This is a genomic window from Starkeya sp. ORNL1 (genome assembly GCF_012971745.1).
In the GTDB taxonomy this organism is placed as follows: domain Bacteria; phylum Pseudomonadota; class Alphaproteobacteria; order Rhizobiales; family Xanthobacteraceae; genus Ancylobacter.
The window spans coordinates 4,913,376-4,934,756 of sequence record NZ_CP048834.1; the positions used below are offsets into that span (position 1 = coordinate 4,913,376).

The window sequence follows — 21,381 nt, forward strand, 5'->3', positions numbered from 1 at the left end:
GGCGTCACGACGCCGAATGTCCGTCGAGGTCGGGCAGGAAAATGTCCTTGATGCGCTCGTTCGCCGCCATCTTCTCGGCCGGGCCGGAGCATTGCAGCGCGCCGTGCTCCAGCGCGTACACATAGTCCGCGACCTGGAACGCCAGGTCGATATTCTGCTCGACCAGGATGATCGAGACGCCGTTCTCAGCCAGCTTGAGCACGATCTCGAAGATCTGGTGGATGATGATCGGGGCGAGGCCGAGCGAGGGCTCGTCGAGCAGCAGCAATTCGGGATTGCCCATCAGCGCCCGGCCGATCGCCAGCATCTGCTGCTGGCCGCCCGACAGCCGGCTGGCCGACTGGGTGCGCCGCTCGCCGAGGATCGGGAACAGCTCGAACACCTCGTCGCGCAGTTCGTGGAACGTCTTGCCGCGGCCGGCGACATAGCCGGTGATGAGGTTCTCCTCGATCGACAGGTGCTGGAACACGCGCCGGCCTTCCGGGCAGTGGCCGAGGCCGGAGCGTGCCATCTGGTAGGGCTTCATGCCGCCGACCGGCTGGCCCTTGAAATGGATCGAGCCGCGGGTCGGCCGGTTCAATCCGCTCAGCGTGCGCAGCAGCGTCGACTTGCCGGCGCCGTTCGGGCCGATGATGCAGACCACCTCGCCGGAAAGTACTTCAAGGCTGATGCCATGTAATACTTTCACCCTCCCGTAGCCGGACTCGATTCCGTCGACCGCGAGCAGCGGCTTCGATATCTCTGATCGCTCCTGGCTGGCCAAGATAAGCCTCCTGAACTTCGATGTTCGCGCGGATTTCCGCGGCCGTGCCCTGCGCCAGCAGCGCGCCGCGGTTCATCACCAGGATCCTGTCCGAGATGGACATGATCAGCTTCATGTCATGCTCGATCAGCACCATCGCCATCTCCGGCGCGCGCAGGTCGAGAATGTATTGCTTCAGCTTCTCGGTCTCGCCGTGATTGAGCCCGGCGGCGGGCTCATCCAGCAGCAGCACGCGCGGCTCCGAGACGATGGCGCGCGCCAGCTCGACCAGCTTCTGCTGGCCATAAGCGAGGCTGCCGGCAAGCCGGCCGGCATATTGGCTGATGCCGAGCCGCCGCAGCACGGCATGGCACTTCTCGCGACGCGCCTCCGCCGCGGCCTTGCCGGCGAGGCCGAAGGTGTCGGCGAGGAGGTGGCCGATGCTTGGTGGCACCAGCACCACTTCGAGGTTCTGCAGCACGCTCATGCCATCGAACAGCCGGATGTTCTGGTAGGTGCGGCTGAGGCCGGCATGGGCGATGCGGTGCTTGGGCAGTTGCTGCAATTCGGTGTCGTCGATCAGGATCCGCCCCGAGGTGACGCTGTAGGAGCCGGCCGCCATGTTGACGAGCGTCGACTTGCCGGCGCCGTTCGGGCCGATGATCGCGGTGATGAGCCCCGGCGCGACGTCGAACGTGACGTCGTTGATGGCGGCGATCGCGCCGAACCGCTTGGTGACGTGCTCGAACCTCAGCATCAGCGCCCCCCGAGCTTGCGGACCAGCCAGCTCGGGCCGAAGTCGCGGCTGATGAGGCCGCGCGGCCGGGCGAGGATGATCATCACCAGGGCCATGCCGTAGAGCAGCAGCCGGTAGTCGGCATAGGCGCGCAGCAGTTCGGGGATGAGGATCAGCAGCGTCGCCCCGAGCAGCGCGCCGAACGGGTTGCCGAGCCCGCCCACGACGATGACCAGCACGATGACCAGCGACTCCCAGAATGTGAAGCTCTCCGGGCTGACGAAGCGCTGCATTGCCGCGAAGATCACGCCGCCGGCGCCGCCTATGGATGCGCTGAAGGCGAAGGCGGCGAGCTTCACCTTGGTGGTGTCGATGCCGCAGCCGCGCGCGGCGTCCTGGTCCTCGCGCACTGCGGCCAGCGCGGTGCCGAGTGCGCTCTCCTGCACCCGCCAGGCGAACAGGAAGACGATGACCAGCATGCCGGCGAGCAGATAGAGGAAGTCCAGCGGGGTCTCGAGCGTCCAGCCGAAGATACTGGCTTCGTCGATGCGAGCGATGCCCTGCGGGCCGTTGGTCAGCCAGTCGAGATTGTTCATCAGCACGCGGATGATCTCGCCGAAGCCGAGCGTGACGATGGCGAGATAGTCGCCGCGCAGCCGCAGCACCGGAATGCCGAGCAATATGCCGGCGAAGCCGGCGAGCCCGGCGCCGATCAGCAGCACCAGCGCGAACGGCAGGTGGATGTCGAACTGGCCGGAGGCGAGCAGCGCATAGGTGTAGGCGCCGATGGCGTAGAAGGCGACATAGCCGAGGTCGAGCAGCCCGGCGTAGCCGACCACGATATTCAGCCCGAGGCCGAGGATGGCGTAGAGCAGGATCATGTCGAGGATGCGCAGCGGATAGGTCGGCAGGAACTGGCCGATCACCAGCGCCGCGATCGGGATCAGCAGCAGCACCAAAGCCGCGCGGCCGATTTGGGGGCGGCTTGTCGCCGCCTGCGGGTGCGCCTCAGAAGTCACTCTTGTACACCATGGTTTCTTCGCTGACGTGCTCGCCGAGCAGGCCGGCCGGACGGAACAGCAGGATCAGCACCAGCACCGAGAAGGCGAAGATGTCGCGATACTCGGTGCCTATGAGCCCGCCGGTCAGCACCGGCATCCAGGCCGTGGCGAAGGTCTCGATGGCGCCGAGCAGGAAGCCGCCCAGCACCGCGCCGGGGATCGAGCCGATGCCGCCGAGGATGGCCGCGGTGAAGGCCTTCATGCCGATGACGAAACCCATGGTGAAGGTGGCGACACCGTAGAAGGACGAATAGAGGATGCCGGCGACGGCGCCGAGGCCGGGGCCGATGAAGAAGATCAGCGAGATAGCGGTGTTGGGATTGATGCCGACCAGCGAGGCGGTCTCGGCATTCTCGGCGACGGCGCGGATGCGCACGCCGAGATTGGTGCGGTTCACGAACAGCTCCAGCCCGATCATCAGCAGCACCGCCACCGCGAAGATGGTGATCTGCTTGTAGGTGACGATGGCGCCGAAGAAATCGACGGACCCGCTCGGCAGGAAGGAGGGGTAGATCCGCGGCCGCCGGCCGGCGAGCAGCATGACGGCGTTCTGGATCACCACCGCCATGCCGAGCGCGGACAGCATGGGCGCGAGGCGCGAGGTGCGGCGCAGCGGGCGGTAGGCGACGATCTCGATGCTGACACCAAGCAGGCCAATGGCGACGAAGGTGATGAGCCCGACAAGTATGCCGCCGAGCGGGTGGCCGGTGACGCCGAGCGCTCCGGCGAGCGCGAGGCCGATGAAGGCGCCCGCGGTGAACAGCTCGCTATGGGCGAAATTGATGAGGCGCAGCACGCCATAGACCATGGTGTAGCCGAGCGCGATCAAGGCGTAGATCGAGCCGACGGTCAGCGCATTGATGGTCTGCTGCAATATCAGGGAGCCCATCGGCAGCCCTCTCTTGTTGGCCGGAGTGGGGAAAATTCTTCCGCGGCATCGGCCGAGGCACGCAAGTCAGGATTGGGCCGCTCGCCCGGCGGGTATGGCCCGCCGGGCACGGCCATCATGCAGCTCTCATTTCACCAGCGAGAACTTGTCGCCCTTGACCGCATAAAGGAAGAGGAAAGGCTTCTTCAGTTCGCCTTCCGGCGTGAAGGCGACATGGCCGACAATGCCGTCGAAGTCGCTCTTGGCGATCTCGGCGATGATGCCGGCGCGGGTCAGCGGGGTCGGCGCCTTCTTCATCGCCTCGATGATGATGTTGGCCTCGACATAGCCATAGGCGGAGTAGGGGCCCGGCTCTTCGCCGAAGGCGGCCTTGTAGTCGGCGGCGAACTTCTGCAGCGCCGGCGAGGAATCATAGGGCGGGGCCTGGAAGGAGACGACTGCGCCTTCCGAGGCCGGGCCGGCGCCGGCGATGAAGTCCGGGGTGAAGGCGGAGTCGGCGGCGAAGAAGGTGCCCTTCAGCCCGAATTCGCGGGCCTGCTTCACGAACAGGCCGACCGCCGGCATGACGCCGCCGAAATAGATGACGTCGGGATTCTCGCCGCGGATGCTGGTCAGCAGCGCGCTGAAGTCGACGTCGGTCTGCGCGATGCCGGAGAACGACGTCACCTTGCCGCCGCCCTTGGTGAAGTTGTCGCGGAACACTTCGGCGACGCCCTGGCCGAAGGCCTGCTTGTCATGAATGATGGCGGCGGTCTTCGCCTTCAGCGTGGTCAGCGCATATTCGGCCGGCGCCGCGCCCTGCGAGAGGTCGTTGGCGATCGGGCGGAACAGGTTCTTGTAGCCGGACTTCGTGACCTTCGGGTTCGAGGCGTTGGTCACCTGCGGCATGCCGCAACGGTTGTAGACGTCCGACGAGGGAATGGTGACGCCGCTGTTGAAGTTGGCGACGACGCCGAGGATATCCTTGTTGTCGCAATGCTTCTGCGCGATCAGCGTGCCCTGCTTGGGGTCGCCGCCATCGTCGTCGCGCTGCAGCACGAGCTTCTGGCCCTGCACGCCGCCGGCAGCATTGGCCTGGCGGACCGCGAGTTCCATGCCGTTCTGCCAGGTGGTGCCGAACAGCGCCTCGGCATTGCTGGTGGGACCGGCTGAGCCGATGACGATGTCGGCGCGGGCGGCGCCGGTCAGCGCGGCAAGCGCTGCGGCGGCGAAGAGAAGCGATCTTGTCTTCATGCTAGTCCCCTCTGTTTTTCCGGCCCGTTGCGGGCCGATGTTTTGATCGGGGTGCCAACATGTGCCGGCATCCCGGGCTTCAGGCGATATCCTTCACCTTTGCGTGGCGGCCCTCGGCCAGCGACGCGATGAGGTTGCGGGAGACTCGCTGAATGTGGGCGCGCAGCGTGTCGACGCCGCGCCTGGTGTCGCGCAGCCGCGCGAAGGCGGTCAGCGCCTGGTGGTCGGCAAGCTCGCGCTCGACGTCTTCCTCGACCGCGATCTGCAAATTCACGTAGCGATTGGCGTTGTCGTGGACGGTACGCAGCAGGCGGAGCGCGATGGTGTTGCCGCTGGGGCGATAGAGCGCCTCATGGAAGCGCCAGTTCAACTCGCCCCAGTTCTCGACGCTGCCGGTGCTCATGGCCTCCTCGGTCACGCGCTCGGCGAGCGCGAAATCCGCCTCGACCATGCGCGGTATGGCGGCCTCGAACAGCCAGGTCTCCAGCCGCAGCCGGATCTCGAAAAGCTCCTCGATCTCCTCCAGCGACAGCGAGGACACCACGGTGCCCTTGTGCAGTTCGGAGACGACGAGGCCTTCCGCCTCGAGCTGGCGGATCGCCTCCCGCAGCGGGACGCGGGAGACGCCCAGCTCGGCGGCGAGCCGCTCCTGGCGCAGCGGCGCACCTTCCGCCAACTGTCCGGTGATGATCTGGCGCCGCAGCTCGGTGACGATCTGGTCGGTCAGCGACTGGCGTCCGATCTTGGCAGTCATGCTCTTCGCTCCATAATTGAATACGATATTCAATTGATGCATCTCAACAAGCGTAAATTTTAGGCTATATGCACGCGAATGAGCCTAAATTTTAGCCTTTTCCTTGTTCTGTGGTGGAGCTAGGCTGAATATTGTATTCAATCCTGCGCTCCTGGGGCGTTGCGAATCGACGAGGCAGACATGGCTGAGCAGACACAACAGGCCTCCGCGTTCGGCGAGGTTTTGATCAAGCAGCCCGGCACCGCAACGAGCTATTGGCAGCCGGTGCCTGCCAACGGCCATATCGAGGTGATCTTCGCGCCGGAATCCGTGCGCATGGAGCACCCTATCGGATTCGGCACCCAGACGGTCCCGCCCGGCGGCTATGTGCGCGAGCACGCCCATGACCGCAACGAGGAGGTGATTTTCGTCGTCACAGGCACGGGCCGTGCCGTGATCGACGGGGAGAACCATCCGATGCAGCCGGGCTCCGCCTTCTTCATCGGCAAGAACCGCCGGCACATGTTCATCAATGAAGGCAGCGAGGACATCACCTGGACCTGGCTGATCGTGCCGAACGGCCTTGAGGACTTCTTCCGCCTCATCGGCCGCCCGCGCGCCGAGGATGAGCCGACCCCGGCACCTTTCCCGCGGCCTGAGAACGTCCTGCAGATCGAGCGCGACACCGTCTTCGCCGCACAGCCGGCGGACCAGCGCAAGCCCTGAGCCGCACAATGGGCCGGGACAGTCAGTGAATTTGAGGCACAGCATGCGCTTGGCAGACAAGGTTGCGATCATCACCGGTTCGGCGGCGGGGATCGGCGCCGCAGCGGCGGAAATTTTCGTTCGCGAGGGAGCAAAAGTTCTGCTCGCCGACCGCAATGGTGAGGGCGCGGAGCAACTCGCCGCGCGGCTCGGCCCACAGGCGGCGGCGTTCCAGGTGGACGTCAGCTCCAGCGCAGAGGTCAAGGCCATGGTCGAGGCCGCGGTGGCGCGGTTCGGCCGCCTCGACATCCTGGTCAATAATGCCGGCTACGGCATTCCCGGCACCGTGGTGAACACCGATGAGGCCGACTGGGATGCGCTGATGGCGGTGAACCTCAAGGGCGTGTTCCTGTGCTGCAAGCACGCCATTCCGGTCATGGCCGGGCAGGGCGGCGGCACCATCGTCAACACCGCGTCGAATGTCGCCACCGTCGGCATCTTCGATCGCGCCGCCTATGTCGCCTCCAAGGGCGGGGTGGCGGCGCTGACCAAGGCGATGGCGCTCGACCATGCCGAGCAGAATATCCGGGTGAACTGCGTGGCGCCCGGCGTCACCTGGTCGAGCTATTTCGAGAAGATGGTGGCCGAGCATCCCGACCCCGAGACCTTCAAGGCCAAGCTGAAGGCGCGTTCGCCGATCAATCGCTGGGCCGAGCCTATCGAGATCGCCAACGCCATTCTCTGGCTCGCTTCCGACGAGGCTTCCTTCGCCACCGGCGCGATGTTCACCGTCGATGGCGGCATGTCGGCCTGGTGATGGAGATGGCCGCGCACCAGCATGTCGGACTGATCGGTTACGGCGCCATCGGCCGCGACCTGCATGCGCGGCTGGCCCTTGATCCGCGATACCGCTTCACCATCCTGCTGCGCGAGGCGGCGGATGCCGTCGCCGGGCGTGAGACCACCACCGTTCGCACGCTCGACGAACTGATCGCTGCCAAGCCCGACCTCGTTGTGGAAGCCGCCGGACAGGGCGCGGTGGCCGAACTGGTCCCCGCGTTGCTGGAGGCCGGCATCAATGTGGTGGCGGTGTCGAGCGGGGCGCTGGGGGATAGCGAACTGCTCGGGCGGCTGACCCGCATCGCGCAGAAGAGTGGCGCGCGGCTTACCGTTCCGCCCGGCGCCATAGGCGGGCTGGATTATCTCGCTGCCCTGCACGGCGCGGAGGGTGCGCGCGTGCGCTACACCTCGCGCAAGCCGGTCGCCGCCTGGGCGGATGAGTTGCGCGAGATCGGGCAGGATCCCGCGGCGCTCCAGGGCGAAGTCGTGCTGTTCGAAGGCAGTCCGGCCGAGGCGGCACGGCGCTACCCGCGCAACCTCAATGCCGGCCTCACCGTGGCGCTGGCCGCGGGCCATGAGCGCACCATTGTGCGCGTGGTCGCCGATCCCTCGGTCATGCGCAACACCCATGAGATCGCAGTCGAGAGCCCGGTCGGCGAGGCCTTCATGAGCTTCGCCAATCTGCCCTCGCTCTCCAATCCGAAGACCTCCGCACTCACCGCGCTCAGCCTCGCAGCCGTCGTGCGCCGGCATTTCGATCCCGTCATCATCTGAGGAAGCCGCCTGCATCATGTCGCGCATTCTCGTCGTCGGAGCCGGGATCATCGGCCTGTCCTGCGCCCGCTCGCTGCTGGCGGACGGGCACGAGGTGAGCGTGCTCGACCGTGACCCGGCGGGCGACAAGGCATCGTTCGGCAATGCCGGCGGTGTCGGCGTTACCGAGATCATCCCGGCCTCGGTGCCGGGCCTCGTCTGGAAGGTGCCGCGCTGGCTGTTCGATCCGCTGGGCCCGCTCTCGCTGCGCACCGCGCATCTGCCGAAGCTCGCCCCCTGGCTGGTGCGCTTCCTGCGCTCCGGTTCGTGGCCGGATGTCGAGCGCATCGCCGGTGCGCTCGCCGGGCTGTCGGCGCGCACCTATGAGGACATGCTGCCGCTGCTGGCGGAACTCGATCTGCTGGGCGACCTGCACCAGGTCGGGGCGCTTTGGGTCTATGAGACACGCGAGGGCTTCGAGGCGGATCGGCGCTTCTATGACCTGCGCCGCCGCTACGGCCTGGTCTTCGAGGAGATGAGTGGCGCGGAGGCTCGGGAGATGGAGCCGGCGCTCAGCGATGTGGTGCGCCACGCGCTGTTCACGCCGCAATGGTCACATGTCTCCGATCCCAAGCGCATCGTCGATCGGCTGCGGGTGAACCTCGAACAGCGCGGCGTGCCGATGCTCGCCGGCGAGATGGCTGCGCTCGCGGACGGCGCCGTGGTGACGAGCGCCGGCGCCCGCCTGCCGTTCGACCATCTGGTCATCGCCGCCGGCGCCTGGTCGGGCCGGCTGGCGAAGCTGGTCGGCGACCGCGCGCTGATCGAGAGCGAGCGCGGCTACAACACCACGCTGCCGAACCCCGGCGTCTCGCTCAGCTGCGAAGTGATCTTCGCCGAGCGCCAGTTCGTGGCGACGCCGCTCGACATGGGCCTGCGCATAGGTGGTGCCGCCGAGTTCGCCGGACTGGAAGCAAAGCCGAACTATGAGCGTAGCAAAGCTCTGGCCGAACTAGCCCGGCGCTATCTGCCCGGCTTGAGCATTGCTGGCGGCACGCGCTGGATGGGGCATCGTCCGACCACGCCGGACTCGCTTCCCGTCATCGGCCGCTCGCCGCGGCGCGGCAATGTCTTCTATGCCTTCGGCCACAGCCACACCGGCCTCACCTTCGGGCCGACCACGGGGCGGCTGATTGGCGAACTCGTCGCCGGGCGCACGCCTTGCGTCGATGTCGCGCCGTTCGGCATCGAGCGGTTCCAATAGACAATGCAGGACATCGCCATGAACCCGCATACCTTCCTCTGCATCGACGCCCATACCTGCGGCAATCCGGTGCGCGTGGTCGCCGGCGGCGCGCCGCAACTGCCGAATGTCAGCATGGCGGAGAAGCGGCAGATCTTCCTGCGCGACCATGACTGGGTGCGCAAGGCGCTGATGTTCGAGCCGCGCGGCCATGACGTGATGTCCGGCTCGATCCTCTATCCGCCCTCGCGCGAGGATTGCGAGCTCGGCGTGCTGTTCATCGAGACTTCCGGGTGCCTGCCGATGTGCGGCCACGGCACCATCGGCACGGTGACCGTCGCGCTGGAACAGGGCTTCGTCGTGCCGCGCACTGAAGGGCGCCTCGCGCTTGAAGTGCCGGCCGGCAAGGTCGAGGTCGAGTATCAGCGCAATGGCCGCTTCGTCGACCAGGTGCGGCTGTTCAATATTCCGAGCTATCTGCACGCCGCCGACGTGGTCGTGGACGTGCCGGGCTTCGGCGAGCTGGTGGTCGATGTCTCCTATGGCGGCAATTACTACGCCATTGTCGAGCCGCAGAAGAACTGGGCCGGCCTCGACGCGACGAGCGCCGACGAGATCCTGAAATGGAGCCCGATCGTGCGCGCGGCGGTGCAGAAGGCGGTAGCGCCGGTGCATCCCGAGGATGCCCGTATCAATGGCGTCAGCCATGTGATGTGGGCCGACGGGCCGAAGCATCCGGAGGCGCATGCCCGCAACGCCGTGTTCTATGGCGCCAAGGGCATCGACCGCTCGCCCTGCGGCACCGGCTCGTCCTCGCGCATGGCGCAGCGAGTCGCCAAGGGCTTGCTCAAGGTCGGTGACGACTTCGTGCATGAGAGCATCATCGGCACGCTGTTCCATTGCCGGGTCGAGGGCACCGCCACGGTCGGCAACTATTCCGCTATCCTGCCGAGCATCGGCGGCTGGGCACGCGTGATCGGCAACAACACCATCTATGTCGACGAGCGCGACCCGCTCGCCTTCGGCTTCCAGCTGGCGTGAGGCGGCGATGATCCTCGAGGAACGCGACTACCACATCTTTCCCGGCCGGCTGGGGGATTTCCTCAAGGCCTATGAGACGCTCGGGCTCGACATCCAGAGGCGCTTTCTCGGCGAGTTCATCGGCCATTTCGTCACCGAGACCGGCGAGCTCAACCATGTGGTCGCACTCTGGCGCTATGAGAGCATGGCGGACCGCGAGGCGCGCCGGGCCCTCATGCTGGCGCACGAGCCCTGGCAGGACTACCTCGCCGCCATCAAGGGCATGATCCAGAGCCAGCAGACGCGCCTGCTCACCCCGACCTCGCTCTCGCCGATGCGCTGAGGAGCCGACGTGGTCCAGAAGCTGCCCAGCCGCGACCAGCTGATACCGCCGAACCTTCGGCCGGGACGCGAACTGCTGGATGAAGGGCGCGCCCTGGCGAAGGAGTGGCAGGTCGGGCGCAACGCTTTCCTCGATGCCAAGGGCGTTGCCTGCGAGGCCGATTACAAGCGTGCCGTGGCGGCTGAGGGCCGCATCATGCAGCATGCCCATATCGGCTTCCGCAGCGTGGACCGCACCATCGCCGCGATCGCCGAGGTGCACGGCACGTGCGCCAGGCGCGGCGTCGGCGTCGACCGCTTCGGCATCACGCTCGACTGGTCGATGGGCTATCCCCCGAGCATGCGGCAGGGCAGCCGGCGCGGCACCGGCATCGTGCTGGACGGGCCGGAGGATTTCGCGCGCATCACCAATGCCGCCCCCGCTGCTGCCCATTTCGGCGACTTCATGCTCGGCCTGCCCGGCGCGCTGGACAACACCAAGGGCGCGCTGGCGGCGGGCGCGACCGCGATCGGCAATCTCGGCCAGTATTTCACCTTCCGCATGCCGGACTGGGACGACGACGCCGCCACCACGGAGGCGACCGTCACTGCGCTCGGCCTCATCGCCGCGCAGCCGGTCGAGGTGCTGGTGCATTCCAATCTCGATGACGGCTTCGCCGGCCTGCTCGCCGACATGAGCTCGACGCTCGGCATGGTGCTGATCGAGAAATACATCGTGGAGACGCTGATCGGCGCGCGCGCCTCGCACTGCTTCGGCCACCATTTCACCTCGCCGATGGCCCGCATGGCGTTCCACGAGGCGCTGACCATGGTGACGGACACGCCCGGCACCATGATCTTCGGCAATACGGTCAGCTACAAATCCACACCCGCCGGCAATTATGCGAGCCTCGCCTCGTACCTGCAGGCCGATATCTGGGCGCTCTCGCGCGTCAATTCAGGCCATGCCGTCAATCCGGTGCCGGTCACCGAGAATGAGCGCATTCCCGACGTCGACGAGATCATCGACGCGCAGACCTTCGCCTCGCGGCTTGCAATGCACGCGCAGGATTCGCAGGCGCTGCTCGACTTCACGCAGGTCGACCGAATGGCGGATCGCCTGGTCGCCGGCGCGCACCTTTTTGCCGACCGCGCGCTCAAGGGGCTCGAAGAGATCGGCATCGACATGCGCGATCCCGCCGAGCTGCTGCTGGCGCTGCGCCGCATCGGCCCTAAGCGCATCGAGGCCGCCTTCGGCGCCGGTGAGCCGGATGCCGCGGCGTGGGGCGGACGCAAGGCCATCGCCCTCGCGGAATGGGTCGAGGAACTGGAGCATGCTGCGCACGGCTGGGCGGGCACCGTGCCTACCGAGACCGCGCGGCGCATCGCGGCCCGCGGACTGACAGCCTGCGTCGCTTCCAGCGACGTCCACGAGCACGGCAAGAACCTGATCGAGCGCACGCTGGCGCAGCTTGGCGTCGCCATCGTCGATGGCGGCACCTCGGTCGATGCCGATGATCTGGTCACTTCCGCGATCGCCGCGCGGGCCGATGTGATCGCCATCAGCACCTATAATGGCATTGCGCTGCGCTATGCGCGCGAAGTGCGCGATGGTCTCACCAAGGCCGGCTCTGCCATTCCAGTCTGCATCGGCGGGCGCCTCAACCAGATCCCGGACGATTCGAATTCCGGGCTGCCGGTCAATGTCAGCGCCGAGATCCGCGCCATAGGCGTCACGCCGTGCGACACGCCGGAAGGGCTGATCGCGCTGCTCGCAGAACTGGCGGCAACCCGATGAAGCGGAGACCCTGATGGTAACGCTCAACGCCTCGGATGGCTGCCGGGTGCACTACGAGACCGAAGGCGAAGGCGCGCCGCTGGTGCTGATCCCCGGGCTCGGCGGCGATGGCCGGTTCTGGGCCGCTGCGGCGGCGCACCTGCGTGACCGTTTCCGGCTGATCATCGTCGATCATCGCGGCGCCGGCCGCAGCGACCGGCCGATCGGGCCCTACAGCATCGGCCGGATCGCCCGGGACATCATCGAGATCCTCGACGCGGAAGGGATCGGGCGGGCGCATTTCGTCGGCCATTCCACCGGCGGCACGGTGGTGCAGACGCTCGCGCTCGACGCGCCCGACCGTGTCGAGCGCATTGTCATCAGCGGCAGCTGGGCAGCACCGGATGCGCGCTTTCGGCTGCTGTTCCTGGCGCGCCTCGCACTGCTGGAACGCAACCAGCCGGAGATCTACCAGGCCTTCACCCATGTGCTCGGCTACTCCGGCGAATGGCTCTCGGCGCACGAAGCCGAACTCGCCGCCGCGGTGGAGGGCGCACCCGTGGCGCTGGCGCCGCTGGAGGTTACCGCCGCGCGCATCCGCATGCTGCTCGATTTCGACCGCTCGGCCGAGCTTGCGCGCATCGCCGCCCCGACGCTGGTGATCGGCGCCCGCGAGGACGAGATGGTGCCGCTTTCCCATTCCGAGCAGATCACCGGACTGATCCCTTCGGCGCGGCTGGAGGTCGTCTCCGGCGCCCATTTCTTCCCCCGGACCGAGCCCGCCGACTACGCCGTCCGGATACGAGACTTCCTCTTTGCCGATCCCTGCACACCTTCATCCCTCGCGAGGACCTAGCCATGACCGTCTGGACCGGAGTTTTCCCCGCCGTCACCACCAAGCTGCGCGAGGATCAGAGCGTCGACCTCGCCGCCACCCAGGCCAGCCTCGACCGGCTGATCAATAATGGCGTCTCTGGCGTCATCGTGCTGCCGATGCTCGGCGAGAACGCCTCGCTGACCGCGGCCGAGCGCGAGGCGGTGATCCGCGCGGCGAAGGAAGCCGTTGCCGGCCGGGTGCCGCTGCTCTCCGGCCTCGCCCATGTCGCCACCACTGAGGCCGTCGCCTCCGCCCGACACTATGAGAAGCTCGGCGCCGAGGGCCTGATGGCGTTCCCCTCCATCGCCTACAAGAGCGATCCGCGCGAGACCGCCGCCTGGTACAAGGCGCTGGGCCGCGGCTGCGGCCTGCCGATCATGATCTACAACAACCCGATCGCCTACGGCGTCGACGTCACCCCGGCGATCCTCAACGAGTTGGCGGACACCCCGAGCATCGTCTGCGTCAAGGAAGAGACCGGCGACATCCGCCGCGTCACCGACATCTACAACGAATGCGGCGACCGCTTCTCGGTGTTCTGCGGCGTCGACGACCTGCTGCTGGAGAGCATGGCGCTCGGCGTCACCGGCTGGGTGTCGGGCATGACCAATGCCTGGACCGCGGAATGCGTGCAGCTGTTCAATCTGTGCAAGGCCGGCAAGTACGACGAGGCGCGTGCGCTGTACCGCATCCTCACCCCGGCCTTCCATCTCGATACCGACGTCAAGCTGGTGCAGTACATCAAGCTGGCCGAGCAGGTGGTCTATGGCGCCCCGGAATGGGTGCGCGAGCCGCGCCTGCCGCTGATCGGCACCGAGCGCGCCCGCGTGCTCAGCGTCATCGAGGCGACGGTGACCGCACTCCAGGCGAAGAGCGCGCAGCGCTCCGCCGCCTGAGCGAGGGAACGACGATGCGATTCAGCCGCATGATCACCGTCGTCGGCGCGCACGCTGCCGGCGAGCTCAACGAGGTCATAACCGGCGGCGTCCTCGACGTCCCCGGCAAGACCATGTTCGAGAAGATGCAATATGTGCAGACCCATCGCGACGAACTGCGCAAGTTCCTGCTGAACGAGCCGCGCGGCCGCGTCTCGCAATGCGTCAACCTGGTGCTGCCGCCGACCACGCCGGAGGCCGACGCCGGCTTCGTCATCATCGAGTCCGACTATTATGTGCCGATGTCCGGCACCAACACGATCTGTACGGTCACCGTCCTGCTGGAAACCGGCATGATTCCGATGCAGGAGCCGGTCACGCATCTGGTCATGGAGGCGCCCGCAGGCCTGGTGAAGGTCTCCGCCGAGTGCCGCAACGGCAAGTGCGTGAACGTGACGTTCGACAATGTGCCGGGCTTCGTCTTCACGCTCGACGGCAAGGTCGACGTGCCGGGCCTCGGCACCATCAATGTCGATGTCGCCTATGGCGGCATGATCTACTGCCTGGTCGATGCCGAGAGCCTAGGCTTCAAGCTCGAACTGCGCGAGGCGGCCCAGCTTGTCGAGGTCGGCGAGCGCATCAAGAAGGCGGCGGCCGAGCAAATTCCGGCGGTGCATCCGGAGAATCCGGAGATCCACACCATCAACCAGACGCTGTTCGCCGGACCGCTCATCGATACCGCCGGGGGCAAGCGCTCGAAGAACACGGTGATCGTCTCGCCCGGCCGGCACGACCGCTCGCCCTGCGGCACCGGCACCTGCGCCCGCATGTCCGTGCTGCATGCCCGCGGGCAGCTCAAGGTCGGCGAGAGCTTCGTGCATGAATCGCTGATCGGCACCGAGTTCATCGGCCATCTGCGTGGCACCACCGAGCTCGGCGGCCGGCCTGCCGTGCTGCCCACCATCACCGGACCGGCCTGGATCACCGCCTTCCACCAATATGTGCTCGATCCCACCGATCCGTTCCCGAACGGCTATCGGCTCGGCGACACCTGGCCGGGCTATACCGGAGAGCAGCCGATCTGAACGGCGCTCGCTACCACACACGACGGATAGGCCCGGTGCCGCGTGAGCGCGCCGGCCGACCGGTTAATACGATTGTGGTAGCATCTTTACCTTATCCGCATAATTTATGGGCAAATGCTCAACAAGAATCGTTGAAACGCACATCTAATTGCATTGCCGCCCCAACGGATTGGGCGTCCACTAAGGCTACGGCTAGTACTGATTCGAAATGAGGTACGCTAGTAGTTGCGGCCTCGGTCTGATGTCGGCGTTTTGCAACCGCAATATGCAGAGGCGTCATGTATAACGACTCACTCTTCAATGTATTCGCCCGCTCCTTCGAGGCGCGCCGCGAAGTCGCCATGTCGATCCCTGAATATCTGGAAGGCTGCCGCAGCGATCCACTGCTGTATGCCAATGCTGCGGAGCGATTGCTCGCTGCGATGGGCGAGCCGCAGATGCTCGATACGGCCAAGGACCCTCGCCTTGGTCGGATTTTTATGAACAGGACAATCCGTATCTATCCGGCTTTCGCCGGGTTCTACGGAATGGAAGAGACGATCGAGCGGATCGTTTCCTTCTTCCGGCATGCGGCGCAGGGGTTGGAGGAGCGCAAGCAGATCCTCTATCTGCTCGGCCCGGTTGGCGGCGGCAAATCCTCGCTCGCCGAGCGGCTCAAGTCGCTCATGGAAGTCCATCCGATCTATGTGCTGAAAGCCGACGACGAGCTGAGCCCGGTCTTCGAGAGCCCGCTCAATCTCTTCGACCCGGTGACGATGGGCCCCATCATCGAGGAACGGTACGGCGTCCCGTCCCGGCGCCTCACCGGATTGATGAGCCCGTGGTGCCTCAGGCGGTTGGAAGCGTTCGGCGGCGACATCTCGCGCTTCCAGGTGGTGAGGATCCAGCCCTCGCGCCTGCGCCAGATCGCCATCGCGAAAACCGAGCCCGGCGACGAGAACAACCAGGACATCTCGGCGCTGGTCGGCAAGGTCGACATCCGCAAGCTCGAGAACCTGGCCCAGAACGATCCCGACGCCTACAGCTATTCGGGTGCGCTCAACCGTTCCAACCAGGGCATCCTTGAATTTGTCGAGATGTTCAAGGCGCCGATCAAGATGCTGCACCCGCTGCTCACGGCGACGCAGGAGAGCAATTACATCGGCACCGAGAACATCGGGGCGATTCCGTTCTCCGGCATCATCCTGGCGCACTCCAATGAGGCCGAGTGGCAGAGCTTCAAGAGCAGCAAGAACAACGAGGCCTTCATCGACCGCATCTGCGTGGTCAAGGTGCCTTATTGCCTGCGGGTGGCCGAGGAGCAGAAGATCTATGAGAAGCTGATCCAGGGATCGGAGCTCAGCACGGCATCCTGCGCTCCTTCGACCCTGGAGACCCTGGCGCGCTTCTCCGTGCTGTCCCGGCTGGCGAAGCACGAGAACTCGACGGTGTTCTCGAAACTGCGTGTCTATGATGGCGAGAGCCTCAAGGAGACCGATCCCAAGGCCCGCAGTGTCCAGGAATATCGCGACACCGCCGGTGTCGATGAGGGCATGGACGGGGTTTCGACGCGGTTCGCCTTCAAGGTGCTTGCCGCGACCTTCAATCACGACACCACGGAGGTCGGCGCTGATCCGGTGCATCTGATGTATGTGCTGGAACAGGCCATCCGCCGCGAACAGCTGCCCGACGAGACCGAGAAGCGCTACCTCGAATTCATCAAGGGCGAGCTTGCCCCGCGCTATGCGGAGTTCATCGGCCACGAGATCCAGAAGGCCTACCTGGAATCCTATTCTGACTACGGCCAGAATCTCTTCGATCGCTACGTCGATTACGCCGACGCCTGGATCGAGGACATGGATTTCAAGGATCCCGACACCGGTCAATTGCTCGACCGCGAGTTGCTCAATCAGGAACTGACCAAGGTCGAGAAGCCGGCGGGTATTGCCAATCCGAAGGATTTCCGCAACGAGATCGTCAAATTCTCGCTGCGCTCGCGTGCCAGCAATGGGGGCCGGAACCCGAGCTGGACCAGCTACGAGAAGATCCGCGAAGTCATCGAAAAGCGGATGTTCTCTCAGGTCGAGGACCTGCTGCCCGTTATCTCCTTCGGTTCCAAGAAAGACGGCGAATCGGAAAAGAAGCACGGCCAGTTCGTCGAACGCATGATGACGCGCGGCTATACCGAGCGTCAGGTCCGGCGCCTGGTGGAATGGTACATGCGGGTGAAGCAGGCCGGATAAGCCCAGCAGGGAATCGGGAATGCATATCGTCGATCGGCGTCTGAACCCCGGCGGCAAAAGTCTGGAGAACCGCCAGCGATTTCTAAGACGGGCCAGGGGACAACTGAAGCGGGCGGTCTACCAATCCACACAGGGCCGCGACGTCCAGGACATACTCAAGGGCGGGGAGATCGGCATCCCGCTCGATGGCATGGAGGAGCCGCGCCTTCACCGCGGCTCCTCGGGTTCACACCAGCACATCCTTCCCGGCAACAAGCAGTTCGTGGAGGGCGACATCATCCAGCGCCCCGAGGGTGGCGGGGGTGGCGGCAAGCCGCGTGACGGCGGCGAGGGGGTGGGCGAGGACGCGTTCCGCTTCATCCTGACCCGCGAAGAGTTCCTCGACCTGTTCCTCGATGACCTCGAGCTTCCCGACCTTGCCAAAAGGCGGCTGGCGAACGCCGATCAGGTCAATCCGGTGCGGGCGGGATATTCGGTGACCGGCTCGCCCGCGAACATCGCCGTGAACCGCACCATGCGCCTCGCGATGATGCGCCGGGTGGCGCTGCATCGGCCCAAGCCCGAACGGCTCGCGCAGCTCAACGCCGATATCGCCGAATGCGCCGACCTCGAACACCGCCTCGCGCTGGAAGCCGAGGTGAAGGCGCTGGAAGCCAAGTCGCGCCGCATTCCCTATATCGATCCGATCGACATCCGCTACCGCCGCTTCGACAATGAGCCGAAGCCGGTGGCGCAGGCGGTGATGTTCTGCCTCATGGATGTTTCCGGCTCCATGTCGGAGCACATGAAGGATCTCGCCAAGCGCTTCTACATGCTGCTCTACATCTTCCTCACGCGGCAGTATCGCCGGGTCGAGATCGTCTTCATCCGCCATACCGACCGCGCCGAAGAGGTCGACGAGGATACCTTCTTCCACAGCCCGGCGACCGGTGGCACCCAGGTGTCGAGCGCGCTGGAGACGATGCAGAAGATCGTCCTGGAGCGCTACCCGCCGGCGGATTGGAACATCTATGGCGCGCAGGCTTCCGACGGCGACAATGCCCATTCGGACGGCACCAGGACGGAGCAGTTGCTGAACGGCGCGATCCTGCCGATCAGCCAATACTTCGCCTATCTGGAGGTTGCCGAAGCCGGGCGCGGATCCATGTCCCGCTCCGCGCTGTGGACGCTCTATGAGCGCATTCGCTCCGGGAGCCCGCAGCTTTCGATGCGCAAGGTCAGCAGCCGCAGCGAGATCTATCCGGTGTTCCACGACCTGTTCCAGCGCCGCCCGGCTTGAAGGAGCCCGCAGCATGACAGCGCCATCGATGGCACGCCTCTACGAGGGAGCCGACTGGGATTTCGCGGCGATCCAGCGGATCTATGGCGCCTGCGAGGAGATCGCCGTCTCCGAGCTGGGCCTCGATGTCTATCCCAACCAGATCGAGGTCATCACCGCGGAGCAGATGCTGGACGTCTATTCCTCGATCGGCATGCCTTTGCTCTACAAGCACTGGTCGTTCGGCAAGCATTTCGCCCATCACGAGGCGTTCTACCGCAAGGGCCTGAGAGGGCTCGCCTATGAGATCGTGATCAACAGTTCGCCGTGCATTTCCTACCTGATGGAGGAAAACACCGCGACGATGCAGGCGCTGGTCATCGCGCATGCCGCCTTCGGGCATAACCATTTCTTCAAGAACAATTACCTGTTCAAGCTCTGGACCGATGCCGACGGCATCCTCGACTACCTGAACTTCGCCAAGGGCTATATCGCCCGTTGCGAGGAACGCCATGGCCACGCCGCCGTCGAGCGGACCCTGGACGCGGCGCATGCCCTGATGTCGCACGGCGTCCATCGCTATGCTGGCAAGAAGAAGCTCGATCTGCGCGAGGAGGAGCGCCGCGAACAGGAGCGGCGGGCACATGACGAGCGGGTCTTCAACGATCTCTGGCGCACGGTGCCGGTCGGCGCCGGCAAGAGCGTCCCGGACCTCGATCTCGAGCGGCGGCGCGCGTTCGCCGGATTGCCGCAGGAGAATATCCTGTATTTCCTCGAGAAGAGCGCGCCGCGGCTGCAGCCCTGGCAGCGCGAATTGCTGCGGATCGTCCGCCATGTCGCGCAATATTTCTACCCTCAGGGCCAGACCAAGGTCATGAACGAGGGTACGGCGACCTATGTCCACTATCAGATCATGACCCGGCTCCACGAGCGCGGCGCGATCGGCGACGGTGACTTCCTCGAATTCCTGAAGTCGCACACCAATGTGGTGTTCCAGCCGGATTTCGACGATCCGCGATACTCCGGCATCAATCCGTACGCGCTCGGCCTCGCCATGATGCAGGACATAGAGCGGATCGTCACCAAGCCCGAGGACGAGGACCGGGAGTGGTTTCCCGACATTGCCGGTCGCGGCGATGCGATGGCGGTGCTGCGGGACCTGTGGGCCAATTACCGCGACGAGAGCTTCATCGCGCAATTCCTCAGCCCCAATCTGATCCGGCGCCTGCGCCTGTTCCACCTGAGCGACGACCCGGCCGAGACCGCCGGCTTAAGGGTCGAGGCGATCCATGACGAGCGCGGCTATCGCCGCATCCGTCGCCAATTGTCCCGCCAGTACGATGTCGGCTGGATCGATGCCCATATCGAGATCGTCGATGTCGATCTCGCCGGCGACCGGCGTCTCATCCTGCACCATACCGTCGCCAATGGCGGCCTGCTGGAGGAGGCCGATGCGAAGAAGGTGCTCCAGCATCTCGCCGATCTCTGGAGCTATGACGTGCTGCTTCGCGAGGTGGACGGCACCGAGACGGTGCTGAAGGAACATCTCGTCAGGCCACGCACCGCCGCCGTCGCAGCGTGACCGCCTGATCTCTTCGCGACCTGAAGCATCGTCCGAATAAAACCGGGCGCTGGCGTGTTCTCCCCCGTTCGAACCAACGGACAACCGGGAGAACACGATGCAACAGCTTGTGCAGTCACGATCGCGCGTCCGGCGGCCCTCGCGTCTCGCGACCATCCTCCTCAGTGCCGCGCTCGGTCTCGCCGTTACCTCCGGTCCGGTCTTCGCCCATGGCGGCGGGGGTGACGGAGGCGGTGGAGGCGGCGGCGGGGCCGGTGGTGGAGGCGCCGGCGGCGGTGGAGCAGGCGGTGGCGGATCCGGCAGCGGTGCCGGTGGGGCCGGCAGCGGCGGCAGCGCCCGCGACATGACCACCTGCAAGAGGGGCGAGATGTGGAGCATGTGGCAGCGCCGCTGCGTTTCCGCTCGCAAGGGCGAGCTCCCCGACGCCGAGGTCACGGAATACGCCTTTTCGCTCGCCAAGGCGGAACGCTATCAGGAGGCGCTCGACACGCTCGACCTGCTCGACAATCCGAAGACGCCGCGGGCGCTCAATTATCGCGGTTACGCCACCCGCAAGCTCGGTCGCACCGACGAGGGCATCAGCTATTACCTGCAGTCCGTCGCGCTCGACCCGCAATATGCGCAGGTGCGCGAATACCTCGGCGAAGCCTATGTCATCAAGGGCAAACTGGAACTCGCCCGTGACCAGTTGAAGGTCATCGAGACCCTCTGCGGCACGGAGTGCGAGGAGTATGAGGACCTCGACCAGGCCATCAAGAATCCGGACAGCCTGTCATCCGACGATCTGTGACGACGCAACCGGGGCGCGGGGCCGTCCCGCGCCCCCGGAGCGTGTTCGCGGTCGGAAGACACTGCGACCGAACATGCCCCAGGGTCTTGAATCGAGAGCACGGTCTTGTCGCCCGGATGGTTCGATCCGAGCGGACAGGCTTTGATCGGAGGTTTGCACGATGGCTTTCCGCGATCCCCTCGCGCTTCTAGCGCGGCTGCTGCTGGCCTGGATCTTCATCGCCGAGGGCCTTGCGAAGATCAGGGATTACGCCGGCACCGCCGAGTACATGCAGTCCTATGGGGTGTCGGGCGACCTGCTGCCGCTCGTCATTCTCACTGAATTCGGCGGCGGATTGCTGGTGGCGTCCGGACTGTGGACCCGCTGGGCGGCGCTTGCGCTTGCCGGCTTCTGCTGCCTCACCGCACTGTTCTTCCACGCCAATTACGCCGATCCCGACCAGTTCATCCAGTTCCAGAAGAATGTCGCCATCGCCGGCGGCTTCCTCATGCTGGTGGCGTTCGGTCCCGGCTACTGGTCGCTCGACGGCCTGTGGGCGCGGCGCGAGGCTGCCGGCGCGGCTGCGCGCGAACCGGACATGGTGTAGAACGGCCATGGTTGAGCGCGGCGCGGGACAGGATGCCGGACAGTTCGAAGCGG

Annotated in this window: 21 protein-coding genes; 15 read left to right on the forward strand and 6 right to left on the reverse strand. The window is 65.6% G+C overall.

The window, feature by feature from the left end; translation table 11 throughout:
• Positions 1 to 4: 4 nt before the first annotated feature.
• The 6 genes from G3545_RS23180 to G3545_RS23205 form a co-directional block, all read right to left on the reverse strand.
• Positions 5 to 688: an ABC transporter ATP-binding protein gene (locus G3545_RS23180; RefSeq protein WP_170016096.1), complete on the reverse strand. Its 684-nt coding sequence runs from the start codon at positions 686 to 688 to the stop codon at positions 5 to 7.
• Entirely contained in the window at positions 660 to 1,499 is an 840-nt protein-coding gene (locus G3545_RS23185; RefSeq protein WP_170016098.1) for an ABC transporter ATP-binding protein, read from the reverse strand. Before G3545_RS23185 ends, G3545_RS23180 begins: the two co-directional genes overlap by 29 nt.
• On the reverse strand, positions 1,499 to 2,497 hold the full coding sequence (locus G3545_RS23190) for a branched-chain amino acid ABC transporter permease (protein WP_246702540.1): 999 nt from the start codon (positions 2,495 to 2,497) through the stop codon (positions 1,499 to 1,501). The genes G3545_RS23185 and G3545_RS23190 overlap by 1 nt, the downstream gene beginning before the upstream one ends.
• Positions 2,487 to 3,428, reverse strand: a complete 942-nt coding sequence (locus G3545_RS23195; RefSeq protein WP_170016100.1) for a branched-chain amino acid ABC transporter permease — start codon at positions 3,426 to 3,428, stop codon at positions 2,487 to 2,489. The genes G3545_RS23190 and G3545_RS23195 overlap by 11 nt, the downstream gene beginning before the upstream one ends.
• 126 nt (positions 3,429 to 3,554) lie before the next feature.
• Entirely contained in the window at positions 3,555 to 4,661 is a 1,107-nt protein-coding gene (locus G3545_RS23200; RefSeq protein ID WP_170016102.1) for a branched-chain amino acid ABC transporter substrate-binding protein, read from the reverse strand.
• Between the two features lie 79 nt (positions 4,662 to 4,740).
• On the reverse strand, positions 4,741 to 5,415 hold the full coding sequence (locus tag G3545_RS23205) for a GntR family transcriptional regulator (RefSeq protein WP_170016104.1): 675 nt from the start codon (positions 5,413 to 5,415) through the stop codon (positions 4,741 to 4,743).
• Positions 5,416 to 5,595: 180 nt separating this feature from the next.
• On the opposite strand from G3545_RS23205, the gene G3545_RS23210 reads away from it, so the two are divergent.
• The 15 genes from G3545_RS23210 to G3545_RS23285 all read left to right on the forward strand — a co-directional run bounded on the left by G3545_RS23210 (position 5,596) and on the right by G3545_RS23285 (position 21,328).
• Positions 5,596 to 6,120 (forward strand): cupin domain-containing protein, encoded by a 525-nt coding sequence (locus G3545_RS23210; protein WP_170016106.1) that lies wholly within the window; start codon positions 5,596 to 5,598, stop codon positions 6,118 to 6,120.
• 43 nt (positions 6,121 to 6,163) lie between these two features.
• The gene (locus tag G3545_RS23215) at positions 6,164 to 6,916 is read left to right on the forward strand and encodes an SDR family oxidoreductase (protein ID WP_170016108.1); all 753 of its coding nucleotides are present in this window, start codon (positions 6,164 to 6,166) and stop codon (positions 6,914 to 6,916) included.
• Positions 6,917 to 6,921: 5 nt separating this feature from the next.
• On the forward strand, positions 6,922 to 7,713 hold the full coding sequence (locus tag G3545_RS23220; protein WP_170016110.1) for an aspartate dehydrogenase: 792 nt from the start codon (positions 6,922 to 6,924) through the stop codon (positions 7,711 to 7,713).
• 16 nt (positions 7,714 to 7,729) lie between these two features.
• Positions 7,730 to 8,956, forward strand: a complete 1,227-nt coding sequence (locus G3545_RS23225) for an FAD-binding oxidoreductase (RefSeq protein ID WP_170016112.1) — start codon at positions 7,730 to 7,732, stop codon at positions 8,954 to 8,956.
• Between the two features lie 18 nt (positions 8,957 to 8,974).
• Positions 8,975 to 9,976, forward strand: a complete 1,002-nt coding sequence (locus G3545_RS23230; RefSeq protein WP_170016114.1) for a 4-hydroxyproline epimerase — start codon at positions 8,975 to 8,977, stop codon at positions 9,974 to 9,976.
• Between the two features lie 7 nt (positions 9,977 to 9,983).
• Positions 9,984 to 10,298: an NIPSNAP family protein gene (locus G3545_RS23235; RefSeq protein WP_170016116.1), complete on the forward strand. Its 315-nt coding sequence runs from the start codon at positions 9,984 to 9,986 to the stop codon at positions 10,296 to 10,298.
• 9 nt (positions 10,299 to 10,307) lie between these two features.
• Positions 10,308 to 12,074: a cobalamin-dependent protein gene (locus G3545_RS23240; RefSeq protein WP_170016118.1), complete on the forward strand. Its 1,767-nt coding sequence runs from the start codon at positions 10,308 to 10,310 to the stop codon at positions 12,072 to 12,074.
• A 13-nt stretch (positions 12,075 to 12,087) separates the two neighbouring features.
• The gene (locus G3545_RS23245) at positions 12,088 to 12,909 is read left to right on the forward strand and encodes an alpha/beta fold hydrolase (protein ID WP_170016120.1); all 822 of its coding nucleotides are present in this window, start codon (positions 12,088 to 12,090) and stop codon (positions 12,907 to 12,909) included.
• A gap of 2 nt (positions 12,910 to 12,911) precedes the next feature.
• The gene (locus tag G3545_RS23250) at positions 12,912 to 13,826 is read left to right on the forward strand and encodes a dihydrodipicolinate synthase family protein (protein ID WP_170016122.1); all 915 of its coding nucleotides are present in this window, start codon (positions 12,912 to 12,914) and stop codon (positions 13,824 to 13,826) included.
• A gap of 14 nt (positions 13,827 to 13,840) precedes the next feature.
• Positions 13,841 to 14,890 (forward strand): proline racemase family protein, encoded by a 1,050-nt coding sequence (locus G3545_RS23255; RefSeq protein ID WP_170016124.1) that lies wholly within the window; start codon positions 13,841 to 13,843, stop codon positions 14,888 to 14,890.
• A 278-nt stretch (positions 14,891 to 15,168) separates the two neighbouring features.
• Complete coding sequence (locus G3545_RS23260) at positions 15,169 to 17,112, forward strand: PrkA family serine protein kinase (protein WP_170016126.1); 1,944 nt, start codon at positions 15,169 to 15,171, stop codon at positions 17,110 to 17,112.
• A 19-nt stretch (positions 17,113 to 17,131) separates the two neighbouring features.
• Entirely contained in the window at positions 17,132 to 18,391 is a 1,260-nt protein-coding gene (locus G3545_RS23265) for a YeaH/YhbH family protein (protein ID WP_170016128.1), read from the forward strand.
• Between the two features lie 13 nt (positions 18,392 to 18,404).
• Positions 18,405 to 19,952 (forward strand): SpoVR family protein, encoded by a 1,548-nt coding sequence (locus G3545_RS23270; protein WP_170016130.1) that lies wholly within the window; start codon positions 18,405 to 18,407, stop codon positions 19,950 to 19,952.
• 154 nt (positions 19,953 to 20,106) lie between these two features.
• Entirely contained in the window at positions 20,107 to 20,742 is a 636-nt protein-coding gene (locus G3545_RS23280) for a tetratricopeptide repeat protein (protein WP_246702933.1), read from the forward strand.
• A 160-nt stretch (positions 20,743 to 20,902) separates the two neighbouring features.
• Positions 20,903 to 21,328, forward strand: coding sequence for a DoxX family protein (locus G3545_RS23285; protein ID WP_170016132.1), 426 nt, complete (start codon positions 20,903 to 20,905; stop codon positions 21,326 to 21,328).
• The last annotated feature ends 53 nt before the right edge of the window (positions 21,329 to 21,381 follow it).